This is a genomic window from Pseudomonas sp. D4002 (assembly GCF_013385665.1).
Lineage (GTDB): Bacteria > Pseudomonadota > Gammaproteobacteria > Pseudomonadales > Pseudomonadaceae > Aquipseudomonas.
On sequence record NZ_JACAPN010000018.1, the window covers coordinates 391,961 to 403,582 of the forward strand.

Annotated in this window: 10 protein-coding genes and 1 pseudogene; 2 read left to right on the plus strand and 9 right to left on the minus strand. The window is 62.1% G+C overall.

The annotated features are described in order from the left end of the window. The first annotated feature begins 5 nt into the window (after positions 1-5). Complete coding sequence (locus HX824_RS13630) at positions 6-620, plus strand: DUF5666 domain-containing protein (RefSeq protein ID WP_177054666.1); 615 nt, start codon at positions 6-8, stop codon at positions 618-620. Positions 621-784: 164 nt separating this feature from the next. Here the strand turns inward: HX824_RS13630 and HX824_RS13635 are convergent, their stop codons facing one another. From HX824_RS13635 to gcl, 8 genes are all read right to left on the minus strand, one after another. Continuing rightward, on the minus strand, positions 785-1,789 hold the full coding sequence (locus HX824_RS13635) for a sulfate ABC transporter substrate-binding protein (protein ID WP_003210600.1): 1,005 nt from the start codon (positions 1,787-1,789) through the stop codon (positions 785-787). Positions 1,790-1,896: 107 nt separating this feature from the next. Next, positions 1,897-2,721, minus strand: a complete 825-nt coding sequence (locus HX824_RS13640; protein ID WP_008434745.1) for an ion transporter — start codon at positions 2,719-2,721, stop codon at positions 1,897-1,899. Positions 2,722-2,752: 31 nt separating this feature from the next. After that, positions 2,753-3,628, minus strand: coding sequence for an urea transporter (locus HX824_RS13645; protein WP_177054667.1), 876 nt, complete (start codon positions 3,626-3,628; stop codon positions 2,753-2,755). Between the two features lie 129 nt (positions 3,629-3,757). After that, positions 3,758-5,173 carry a pyruvate kinase gene (gene pyk / locus HX824_RS13650; protein ID WP_003210597.1) on the minus strand — a complete coding sequence of 472 codons (1,416 nt, stop codon included), beginning with the start codon at positions 5,171-5,173 and terminating at the stop codon, positions 3,758-3,760. Next, a complete protein-coding gene (locus HX824_RS13655) occupies positions 5,163-6,458 on the minus strand; it encodes a glycerate kinase (protein WP_003210596.1) in 1,296 nt (431 codons plus the stop codon). Before HX824_RS13655 ends, pyk begins: the two co-directional genes overlap by 11 nt. Before the next feature lie 152 nt (positions 6,459-6,610). Further along, positions 6,611-7,501, minus strand: coding sequence for a 2-hydroxy-3-oxopropionate reductase (locus tag HX824_RS13660; protein WP_003210595.1), 891 nt, complete (start codon positions 7,499-7,501; stop codon positions 6,611-6,613). A gap of 176 nt (positions 7,502-7,677) precedes the next feature. Beyond that, positions 7,678-8,460 (minus strand): hydroxypyruvate isomerase, encoded by a 783-nt coding sequence (gene hyi, locus HX824_RS13665; protein WP_003210594.1) that lies wholly within the window; start codon positions 8,458-8,460, stop codon positions 7,678-7,680. A 10-nt stretch (positions 8,461-8,470) separates the two neighbouring features. Further along, positions 8,471-10,246: a glyoxylate carboligase gene (gcl, locus tag HX824_RS13670; RefSeq protein ID WP_063028181.1), complete on the minus strand. Its 1,776-nt coding sequence runs from the start codon at positions 10,244-10,246 to the stop codon at positions 8,471-8,473. Positions 10,247-10,513: 267 nt separating this feature from the next. Here gcl and HX824_RS13675 point away from each other — a divergent pair, with 267 nt between their 5' ends. Beyond that, positions 10,514-10,954 (plus strand): heme-binding protein, encoded by a 441-nt coding sequence (locus HX824_RS13675; protein ID WP_003210592.1) that lies wholly within the window; start codon positions 10,514-10,516, stop codon positions 10,952-10,954. 126 nt (positions 10,955-11,080) lie between these two features. Here HX824_RS13675 and HX824_RS13680 read toward each other — a convergent pair. Then, a pseudogene (locus HX824_RS13680) lies at positions 11,081-11,538 on the minus strand (transposase). Positions 11,539-11,622 lie beyond the last annotated feature (84 nt).

Sequence of the window (11,622 nt, forward strand, 5' to 3'; positions counted from 1 at the left end):
CTGCCATGAAGACGACATTCAACAAGATGCTCCTGGCCTCCAGCCTGGCCGCGCTGATGACCGTGGGCGTTGCCCAGGCCGCAGATGCCCCGCGTGTCGGCGTGCGGGGTGCGATTACCGCGATGGACGGCGACGCGATGCACGTCAAGGTCAACAGCGGTGAAGACGTCACCGTGCACCTGACCAAGGACACGCAGGTGCGTGCGGTCACCCTGGCAAAAATCGAAGACATCAAGCCCGGCAGTTACATCGGTTCGGCGGCCATGCCCAACGCGGATGGCACCCTGACGGCGCTGGAAGTGCATGTATTCCCACCGGCGATGGCCGGTACAGGCGATGGGCACCGTGCGTTCGACCTGAAGGAAGGCAGCAGCATGACCAACGGTACCGTGGGTGACCTGGTGGTGAGCGATGGCCGCACGTTGACCGTCAAGTACAAGGGCGGCGAGCAGAAGATCGTGGTGCCGGATGATGTGCCGATCGTCAACCTGGAACCGGGTGATCGCAGCTTGCTGAAGCCTGGGGTGAAGGTGGTGATGTTTGCGGCGAAGGGCGAGGACGGGACCGTGACGGCCCAGGCGATTTCCGCGGGTAAGGATGGCGTGACACCGCCGATGTAACGGCTGTAGATAGATCGTTCCCACGCTCCGCGTGGGAATACATCCAGTGACGCTCTGCGTCACCATTGCGCACGGTCCAGGTCTTGCGGCGCGACCTGGACGCGGAGCGTCCTATGATGCATTCCCACGCGGAGCGTGGGAACGATCAGCGATCAGGGTGCGGATTACTGCCCGGAGTAGATCTGGTCAAAAACCCCGCCATCATTGAAGTGGGTCTTCTGCACGGTGCGCCAGTCGCCAAAGGTCTTCTCTACCGACAGGAAGTCGACTTTCGGGAAACGGTCGGTGTACTTGGCCAGCACTTTCGGGTCACGTGGACGCAGGTAATTGTTGGCGGCAATTTCCTGGCCTTCCGGCGACCACAGGTACTTCAGGTATTCCTCGGCAGCCACTTTGGTGCCTTTTTTCTCGACCACTTTGTCGACGATCGACACTGGCGGCTCAGCTTCTGCGGAAACGCTCGGGTAGATCACTTCGAACTGATCACGGCCGAATTCACGGGCGATCATTTCTGCTTCGTTCTCAAAGGTCACCAGCACGTCGCCGATCTGGTTGGTCATGAACGTGGTGGTAGCGGCACGGCCACCGGTGTCCAGCACGGGTGCGTGCTTGAACAGGTCACCCACGAACTTCTTGGCCTTCTCTTCGTCGCCACCGTTTTTCAGCACATAACCCCAGGCCGAGAGGTAGGTGTAGCGGCCGTTACCGGAGGTCTTCGGGTTCGGCACGATGACTTGCACGCCATCCTTGAGCAGGTCCGGCCAGTCTTTCAGGGCTTTCGGGTTGCCTTTGCGCACGATGAACACCGTGGCCGAAGTGAACGGCGCACTGTTGTTCGGCAGGCGGGTAACCCAGTTGTCCGGCACCAGTTTGCCGTTGTCCGCCAGGGCGTTGATGTCGGTGGCCATGTTCATGGTGATCACGTCAGCCGGCAGGCCGTCGATCACCGAGCGCGCTTGTTTGCTCGAACCACCGAAGGACATCTGCAGGGTCAGCTTGTCGTTTGGATGCTCGGCGGCCCAGTGCTTCTGGAAGGCGGCGTTGTAGTCCTTGTAGAAGTCACGCATCACGTCATAGGAGACGTTGAGCAGGGTGACCGGGGCGGCCTGGACGACGCCAGCCAGTGCGAGGCCGGCGGCCAGGAGAGAGGCACTAACGAGTTTTTTCACTGCTCATTCCTTGTTGTTCGAGAAGGTTTTTGAAACGCATGGGGGCAATATGCCAGCGACTATAACGGGGGGGCGCATAGTCGCTTAAAGATTAAAAAGAACTTTGCTTATTCCAGTTTCTTGAAAAGCGCGCTGCCACACCGTGAGCAAAACGCTGCATTGGGCTCATGGCTGTTTTTCTTGCACACCGGGCAATCCGTTTGCAATTGCTCACCGCGCATGGCGTTGGCCAGTTCGGCGGTGAAGATCCCGGTGGGCACCGCGATGATCGAATAACCGGTGATCATCACCAGCGACGAAATCACCTGGCCCAGCGGGGTCTTCGGCACGATATCGCCAAAACCCACGGTGGTCAGCGTCACGATTGCCCAATAGATGCCCTTGGGAATGCTGGTAAACCCGTGCTCCGGGCCTTCGATCACGTACATCAAGGTGCCGAACACCGTGACCAGGGTGCAGACGCTGACCAGGAACACCACGATCTTCTGCTTGCTGCCCCGCAGCGCCGACATCAGGTAGTTGGCCTGCTTGAGGTACGGGCCGAGCTTGAGCACGCGGAAAATCCGCAGCATCCGGATGATTCGGATAATCAGCAGGTACTGCGCGTCGCTGTAGTACAGCGCGAGGATCCCGGGCACGATCGCCAGCAAATCCACCAGCCCATAAAAGCTGAAGGCATAGCGCAACGGCTTGGGCGAGCAATACAGCCGCAGGCCGTATTCGATGGCGAAGATGATGGTGAAGCCCCACTCGATATAGGCCAGCACGTTGGCGTAGTTGTCGTGGACTGCCTGGATGCTGTCGAGGATCACGATCACCAGGCTGGCCAGGATGATCAGCAACAGGGTGCTGTCGAAGCGTCGGCCGGCCGGGGTGTCACTTTGGAAAACCATGACGTAGAGACGCTCACGCCAGTGCTTGTTGCTGTCCATGGAAGTCGCCTGAATCGAAGATCAGCGAAGCCTAGGGGGATTCGAAGGGGCTGTCCATGCAGGTTTTCTGCATCACCCGCTGACTGGCGCGCACCAGCCAGGTGGCGAGGATAAACGGCGCGGTCAGCGCGGGCAGGTTCAGGCCGGTGAAGCCGGGCGTGAGGATGATCGCCAGCAGGATGCCGATCAGCGGCAGCCAGGGTTGGCGACGATACTGGCTGAGGGCCAGGGCGGCCAGCGCCGGGTTATAGCTGTGCAGGCCGAGCAGGGCGCTGGCGGGCTCGTCCATCAACAGGGCGATCAACACGCCGAGGCTCGCGCCGGTCAGCGCCCACAAGGCCGCGCGGCGGCTGGCTATTACAAGACCGAGGGCGATCAGCAGGCCGGCGAGGGGGTGGTCCATCAGGATGACTTGGGCCAGACCTGTGAACGGCGCGCAGAGTAGCGCCCAGGTGCGGGGTTCGCTGGCGGCAAATGCGGCGGGCGAGGTGGTGCCCAGCAGCAGCCAGCCGAGTACCACAAACGGTGCGGTGTAGGCGGGCAGGTCATCGGGGTTGGCGGCGCGTTTGAGCCACTGGCGAGTGAGGATTGCGCTGAGGCCACCGCAGGCGAGAATCAACGGCGGCAGCAGTGCCGACCAGCTGAAGTGCTGGCTGATCAGCAAGCCGAGCAGCACGCCGTTGTAGCTATAGAGACCGGCCTGGCGTTCGGCCTTGGGATAGCCGCGGCGTTGGGCGGTCAGCAAGCCGGCGACACCGCCCAGCAGCGCGCCGCCGAGCAGGGCCGGGGCGCCGACCAGGATCGCCAGCAGGCAGAGCAGGCCACACAGCGGGTGGCGCTGCAGGAATATCTGGCTGAAGCCGTTGAGCAGGGCTTCGGCCCAGTCGGGGCAGGGTTGGTTGGGCATGATCAATAATCTGCAGGAAAGCACCGAATCTTGTGGCGAGGGAGCTTGCTCCCGCTGGGGCGCGCAGCGGCCCCAAAAGATGGGCCTGCTGCGCAGTCCAGCGGGAGCAAGCTCCCTCGCCACAGGGGATTAGATCAATGTCTCGATCCGCAACGAATTGGTCGACCCTGGCTGCCCGAATGGCACCCCAGCAGTAATCACCAACGTATCCCCACGCTCCGCCATACCCTGTGCCTGGGCAATCTCCAACGCCGTGGAACACACCTCATCCACCTGCCGCAGCCGATCGTTCACCACCGAATGCACGCCCCACGCCACGCTCAAGCGTCGCGCCGTCGACAGGTTCGGTGTCAGGTTCAGAATCGGCACCGCCGGCCGTTCCCGCGCCGCCCGCAAGGTGGAGCTGCCCGACTCGCTGTAGTTCACCAGCACTGCCACCGGCAGGATGCTGCTGATACGGCGGATCGCACAGCTGATGGCGTCCGACACCGTGGCATCCGCCTTGGGCCGGCTGACGTCCAGCTGGGTCTGGTAATCCGGGCCATTTTCCACCTGGCGAATGATCTTGCTCATCATCAGCACGGCCTCCAACGGGTATTCACCGGAAGCGGTTTCCGCCGACAGCATCACCGCATCCGCCCCTTCCGCCACTGCGTTGGCCACGTCGGTGACTTCGGCACGGGTCGGCGCCGGGGAGAAGCGCATGGATTCAAGCATCTGCGTGGCCACCACCACCGGTTTACCCAACTGGCGGCACACACCAATGATGTCCTTCTGGATTTGCGGCACGCTTTCCGCCGGCACTTCCACCCCCAGGTCACCTCTGGCGACCATGATCGCGTCGCTCAACTCGGCGATTTCCTGCAGGCGCTGCACCGCCGAGGGCTTCTCGATCTTGGCCATCAGGAACGCCTTGTCGCCGATCAACTCGCGGGCTTCGCGGATGTCTTCCGGGCGTTGCACAAACGACAGCGCCACCCAGTCCACCCCCAGTTCCAGGCCGAAGCTCAGGTCGCGGCGGTCCTTGGCGGTCAGCGGGCTGAGCTCCAGCAATGCCTGGGGTACGTTCACGCCTTTACGGTCCGACAGTTCGCCGCCGTTGAGCACGGTGGTGTCGATGGCATCGGCGTGCTTGGTGATCACCCGCAGGCGCAGCTTGCCGTCGTCCAGCAGCAGGTCCATGCCGGGCTGCAGGGCCGCGATGATTTCCGGGTGGGGCAGGTTGACTCGCCGCTGGTCACCGGGTGTCGGGTCGAGGTCCAGGCGCAGGGCCTGGCCGCGAATCAGTTGCACTTTTCCTTCGGCAAAACGCCCCACCCGCAGCTTCGGCCCTTGCAGGTCCATCAGGATGCCGAGGGGATAATTGAGCTGGCGCTCCACCTGGCGAATCCACTGGTAGCGTTGGGCGTGGTCGGCATGATCGCCATGGCTGAAGTTCAGGCGAAAGATATTCACCCCGGCTTCCACCAGCTCGCGGATGTCGTCGATGCTGTCGGTGGCCGGGCCCAGCGTGGCGAGGATCTTGACCTTCTTGTCAGGCGTCATGTTCAGGGGACTCTCTTTCAGGGCTTTCAAGAATCAGAATGGCGCGGAAATCGTTGACGTTGGTGCGGGTCGGCTCGGTGATGATCAAGCCGTCGAGGGCCGCGAAGTAACCGTAGCCATTGTTGTTGTCCAGCTCGTCACTGGCGCTCAAGCCCAGGGCTTCGGCGCGGGCGTAGCTGGTGGGCGTCATGATCGCGCCGGCGTTGTCTTCCGAGCCGTCGATGCCGTCGGTGTCACCCGCCAGGGCGTAGACGCCGGGCAGGCCCTTGAGGCTGTCGGTGAGGCTCAGCAGGAATTCGGCGTTGCGTCCGCCACGGCCATTGCCGCGTACGGTGACGGTGGTTTCGCCGCCGGAGAGGATCACGCAAGGCGCCGCCAGGGGTTGGCCGTGCTGGATGATTTGCCGGGCGATACCGGCGTGCACCTTGGCCACGTCCCGCGCTTCGCCTTCCAGGTCGCCGAGGATCAGCGGGCTGAAACCGGCCTGGCGGACTTTCACCGCCACCGCTTCCAGGGATTGCTGCGGACGGGCGATCAGTTGGAAATGGCTGCGGGCCAGCACCGGGTCCCCGGGCTTGACGGTTTCCGACTCCGGGCTTTGCAGCCAGGTGCGCACCGACGCCGGGATTTCAATCTGGTAGCGCTTGAGAATCGCCAGCGCCTGTTGCGAGGTACTGGGGTCGCCAACAGTGGGGCCGGAAGCGATGACCGTGGCCTGGTCGCCCGGTACATCGGAAATCGCGTAGGTGTAGACGGTGGCAGGCCAGCTTGCCTTGGCCAGGCGCCCGCCCTTGATCGCCGAGAGGTGCTTGCGCACGCAGTTCATCTCGCCAATGGTGGCGCCGGATTTGAGCAGGGCCTTGTTGATCGCTTGCTTGTCCGCCAGGGTGATGCCGGCGGCCGGAAGGGCGAGCAGTGCAGAACCGCCGCCGGAGAGCAGGAAGATCACGCGGTCGTCTTCGCCCAGGTTACTGATCAGCTCCAGCACACGCTTGGCCACGGCCTGGCCTGCGGCGTCCGGCACCGGGTGCGCGGCTTCGACCACCTCGATTTTCTTGCAGGGTGCGCCGTGGCCGTAGCGGGTGACCACCAGGCCCGAGACTTCGCCTTGCCAGCAGTTTTCCACCACCAGCGCCATGGCGGCGGCGGCTTTGCCGGCGCCGATCACGATGACCCGGCCGCTGCGGTCGGCGGGCAGATAGGGTTCGAGGACTTGCCGGGGGTGGGCGGCGTCGATGGCTGTGGCAAACAGCTCGCGAAGCAGGTGTTGCGGATCGACCGACATAAGCGGGCTCCCGGGGATTCTTGTTATTAGGGGTGCATCAGATCGTTCCCACGCTCCGCGTGGGAATGAATCACTGGACGCTCTGCGTCCGCTGTTGTGACGCGGAGCGTCACGGCTGCATTCCCACGCAGAGCGTGGGAACGATCAGGGGGTTATTTATCGCGAATCGAAAAATTCGCCATATGTTCCAGGCCCTTGATCAGCGCCGAGTGGTCCCAGTTGCCGCCACCGATGGCGGTGCAGGTGCTGAACACCTGCTGCGTGCCGGCGGTGTTCGGCAGGTTGATCCCCAGCTCCTTGGCACCGGCCAGGGCCAGGTTCAGATCCTTCTGGTGCAGGTTGATGCGGAAGCCCGGATCGAAGGTGCCCTTGATCATGCGCTCGCCATGCACTTCGAGGATTTTCGACGAAGCAAACCCCCCCATCAGTGCTTCACGCACCTTGGCCGGGTCGGCGCCGTTCTTCGAGGCGAACAGCAGCGCTTCCGCCACCGCCTGGATGTTCAACGCAACGATGATCTGGTTGGCCACCTTGGCGGTCTGGCCATCGCCATTGCCGCCCACCAGGGTGATGTTCTTGCCCATGGCCTGGAACAGCGGCAGGGCGCGTTCGAAGGTGTGCGGGTCGCCGCCGATCATGATGCTCAGGGTGCCGGCCTTGGCACCGACTTCACCACCGGACACCGGGGCGTCGAGGTAACGTGCGCCGGTCTCGTTGATCTTCGCGGCGAAGGCCTTGGTGGCGGTGGGCGAGATCGAACTCATGTCGATCACCACTTTGTTCGGCCCAAGGCCTGCGGCAACGCCGTCGGCGCGGAACAGCACATCATCGACCTGCGGAGTGTCGGGCACCATGACGATGATGAATTCGGCTTCCTGGGCCACTTGCTGCGGGTTGGCCAGGGCCACCGCACCAGCGCTGATCAGTTCAGCCGGCGCCTTGCCGTGATGCTCGGAAAGAAACAGTTGGTGACCGGCCTTTTGCAGGTTGGCAGCCATGGGTTGGCCCATGATGCCGGTGCCGATAAATCCGATTTTAGCCATGACGAAAATCCTCTTATTGTTAGGTGTGCAGGCCTGGCGCGGCCTGCTAAACACAGGAGATCCACTGTGGGAGCGGGCTTGCTCGCGAATGGGGGCCGACATTCAGCATTGATGTCGACTGATCCACCGCTTTCGCGAGCAAGCCCGCTCCCACATTGGGTGCTGTGTTTGTTCAGTTAGATCGCGTTGTGGCTTTTGAGCCAACCCAAACCCGCTTCGGTGGTGGTCAACGGCTTGTACTCACAGCCGACCCAACCCTGATAACCGATGCGGTCCAAATGTTCGAACAGGAAGCGGTAGTTGATCTCACCGGTGCCCGGCTCGTTGCGCCCCGGGTTGTCCGCCAGCTGGATGTGGTTGATCTCACCCAGGTGCGCAGCCATGGTGCGGGCCAGGTCGCCTTCCATGATTTGCATGTGATAGATGTCGTATTGCAGGAACAGGTTGGCACTGCCCACCTGCTCGCGAATCGACAGGGCCTGCGCCGTGTTGTTCAGGTAGAAGCCCGGGATGTCGCGGGTGTTGATCATCTCCATCACAAGCTTGATGCCCACCGCCTGCAACTTGTCGGCGGCGTACTTGAGGTTGGCGACGAAGGTTTTTTCAAGCGTCGCGTCATCCACGCCGGCAGGACGAATCCCCGCCAGGCAGTTGACCTGGGTATTGCCCAGTACCTGGGCGTAGGCGATGGCCAGGTTGACCCCGGCACGGAACTCCTCGACCCGGTCCGGGTGGCAGGCCAGGCCGCGTTCGCCCTTGGCCCAGTCACCGGCCGGCAGGTTGAACAGCACTTGGGTCAGGCCGTGGGCATCGAGTTGCGCCTTGATTTCAGCTGAGCTGAATTCGTAGGGAAACAGGTATTCCACACCACTGAACCCCGCATCGGCGGCGGCTTTGAAACGGGCAAGAAAGTCCTGTTCGGTAAACAGCATGGACAGGTTGGCGGCAAAACGCGGCATGGGGTTCTCCTTAATCGAGCAGTGAAATGGCAGTCGGCGCGTCGTTGCCCACCAGTGCCAGATCTTCGAATTCGTTGACGGCGTTGATCTCGGTGCCCATGGAAATATTGGTCACCCGTTCCAGAATAATCTCAACGATCACCGGAACCTTGAATTCTTCGATCATTTCCTGAGCCTTGCGCAGTGCCGGCTGGATCTGGCCCGGCTCGAACACCCGCAGGGCCTTGCAACCCAGGCCTTCGGCGACGGCCACGTGGTCGACGCCGTAACCGTTGAGTTCCGGTGCGTTGAGGTTGTCGAAGGACAGCTGCACGCAGTAGTCCATTTCAAACCCGCGCTGGGCCTGGCGGATCAGCCCCAGGTAGGAGTTGTTCACCACCACGTGGATGTACGGCAGCTTGAACTGTGCGCCCACGGCCAGCTCTTCGATCATGAACTGGAAGTCATAGTCGCCGGACAGTGCCACGACTTTGCGGGTCGGGTCCGCCTTGACCACACCCAGTGCCGCCGGAATGGTCCAGCCGAGCGGGCCGGCCTGGCCGCAGTTGATCCAGTGGCGTGGTTTGTAGACGTGCAGGAACTGCGCGCCGGCAATCTGCGACAGGCCGATGGTGCTGACGTAGCAGGTGTCTTTGCCGAACACCTGGTTCATCTCTTCGTACACCCGTTGCGGCTTGACCGGCACGTTGTCGAAGTGGGTCTTGCGGTGCAGGGTGGCCTTGCGCTGCTGGCAATCGTGGAGCCAGGCGCTGCGGTCCTTGAGCTTGCCGGCGGCTTTCCACTCGCGGGCCACTTCAATGAACATGGTCAATGCAGAGCCGGCGTCGGAAACGATGCCCAGGTCCGGGGTGAACACGCGGCCGATTTGCGTCGGCTCGATGTCCACGTGAATGAATTTGCGGCCCTCGGTGTACACCTCCACCGAACCGGTGTGACGGTTGGCCCAGCGGTTACCGATGCCCAGCACCACGTCCGATTTCAACATCGTGGCGTTGCCATAACGGTGGGACGTTTGCAGGCCGACCATGCCCACCATCTGCGGGTGATCGTCCGGGATCGTGCCCCAGCCCATCAGAGTCGGGATCACCGGGATGCCGGTCAACTCGGCGAATTCCACCAGCAGTTCGCTGGCGTCGGCGTTGATCACGCCACCACCGCTCACCAGCAATGGGCGCTCGGCCTGGTCCAGCAGGGCCAGGGCTTTTTCCACCTGGATACGGGTCGCCAAAGGCTTGGCCAGGGGCAGTGGTTGGTAGGCGTCGATGTCAAATTCGATCTCGGCCATTTGTACGTCGAATGGCAGGTCGATCAGCACCGGGCCGGGGCGGCCGGAGCGCATTTCATAGAAGGCCTTCTGGAAGGCATACGGCACCTGGCCGGGTTCCAGGACGGTGGTCGCCCACTTGGTCACCGGCTTGACGATGCTGGTGATGTCGACAGCCTGGAAGTCTTCCTTGTGCATGCGTGCCCGTGGCGCCTGGCCGGTGATGCACAGGATCGGGATCGAGTCCGCCGAGGCGCTGTACAGGCCGGTGACCATGTCGGTGCCCGCCGGGCCCGAGGTGCCGATGCACACGCCGATATTGCCGGCCTTGGTGCGGGTGTAGCCCTCGGCCATGTGCGAGGCGCCTTCAACGTGGCGAGCAAGGACGTGATCGATGCCACCGACCTTCTGCAAGGCCGAATACAGCGGGTTGATCGCGGCGCCCGGGATACCGAAGGCGGTGTCGACCCCTTCACGGCGCATCACCAGGACAGCGGCTTCGATTGCTCTCATTTTGCTCATGGTTTTGGTGCCTCTTGCGTTTTGTAATTGTATACAAGTGGTGTTGGTCCGAAGTGTATTCACGGCGAGCGGGGCAGGTCAATCCATTTTCTTGGGTGGCCTTTACGTTCGTCGGAAGGCTTATGGACGGGAATATTTCGACGTGTGGTGCGTATGTTTCGAAATATTGTATACAAAAAATAAATCTATTGTGTTCTATTTGTTTGATCGAGCTTCTGATCAGACAGAGCCCCACGGCTTTCCCATAACAAGATAAGGACGGCACCCATGAGCGCTTTAACCTTGAAAGTCGCAGTCAACCTGGCCAGCCACGCCATCGCGGCAGGCCGCACCATTTCGGCGGCACCGCTGACCGTTGCGGTACTCGACAGCGGCGGGCATTTGATAACGTTGCAGCGCGAGGATGGCGCGAGCCTGCTGCGCCCGCAGATCGCGATTGGCAAGGCCTGGGGCGCGATAGCCCTGGGCAAGGGCTCGCGCTTGCTGGCGCTGGACGCACAGCAACGGCCGGCGTTTATTGCCGCGCTGAACAGCCTGGGGCAGGGCAGCGTGGTGCCGGCACCGGGCGGGGTGTTGATCCGGGATCAGGCGGGTGTGGTGCTGGGCGCGATCGGGATCAGCGGGGATACGTCGGATATTGACGAGCAGTGTGCGATCAGTGCGATCGAGGGGTTGGGGTTGTTGGCGGATGCGGGGGTTACTGCTTGATGTGAGGTGACTGGTCGGGCCTCTTCGCGAGCAAGCCCGCTCCCACATTTGACTGCATTCCAAGGCTGGGACTCGGTCAAATGTGGGAGCGGGCTTGCTCGCGAAAGGGGCGACTCGGTCCCGGACCTAAACCCAAACCGCATCCCACAGCGGATAGTCGCCAATCCGCTCCACCACCCTGCTCTTAATGGGTTGGCCACGACATACCGAGCCATCTTCACCAAGTCATCGTCCTTGCGCAGCGCACGATCATGAAAGCTGGTTTGCCATAGCCGCCCTTTGCGGCCCGTAGCGCCATTAACGGTTCGAGTGCTTTTGGACTTCACCTGGCACATCAGGTCTCCCAATGAGCCTTTTTGCAGCTCAATCAACCAGTGAAAGTGGTCGGGCATGACCACCCAGGCCAGGGAGTTCGCCAGCCCTTGATACTGGGCGAGCCGGAATTGCCAGACCACCAGGCGGCCGAGATAAAAATCACTGAATATCGGCGCGCGTTCGTGGGTGTTGGTGGTGATCAGGTAGATGCGGTTGGACTCGCTGAATCGCCCGATGCGCAGGCGATGTGAAGCAGCTGGATCAGGGATTCCTTTGCCTCTCTTCAGGTGGGGTTCTGAGAGGCTAGATCGGGGAATCTGGAGATGATGGTTTGGCTTTGTGCAGGATGTGTC

Coding starts and splice junctions, on each gene's coding strand:
- HX824_RS13630 (WP_177054666.1), top strand. CDS start 6: ATGAAGACGACATTCAACAAGATGCTCCTGGCCTCCAGCCTGGCCGCG.
- HX824_RS13640 (WP_008434745.1), bottom strand. CDS start 2,721: ATGGACAGCAACAAGCACTGGCGTGAGCGTCTCTACGTCATGGTTTTC.
- HX824_RS13645 (WP_177054667.1), bottom strand. CDS start 3,628: ATGCCCAACCAACCCTGCCCCGACTGGGCCGAAGCCCTGCTCAACGGC.
- pyk (WP_003210597.1), bottom strand. CDS start 5,173: ATGACGCCTGACAAGAAGGTCAAGATCCTCGCCACGCTGGGCCCGGCC.
- HX824_RS13655 (WP_003210596.1), bottom strand. CDS start 6,458: ATGTCGGTCGATCCGCAACACCTGCTTCGCGAGCTGTTTGCCACAGCC.
- HX824_RS13660 (WP_003210595.1), bottom strand. CDS start 7,501: ATGGCTAAAATCGGATTTATCGGCACCGGCATCATGGGCCAACCCATG.
- hyi (WP_003210594.1), bottom strand. CDS start 8,460: ATGCCGCGTTTTGCCGCCAACCTGTCCATGCTGTTTACCGAACAGGAC.
- gcl (WP_063028181.1), bottom strand. CDS start 10,246: ATGAGCAAAATGAGAGCAATCGAAGCCGCTGTCCTGGTGATGCGCCGT.
- HX824_RS13675 (WP_003210592.1), top strand. CDS start 10,514: ATGAGCGCTTTAACCTTGAAAGTCGCAGTCAACCTGGCCAGCCACGCC.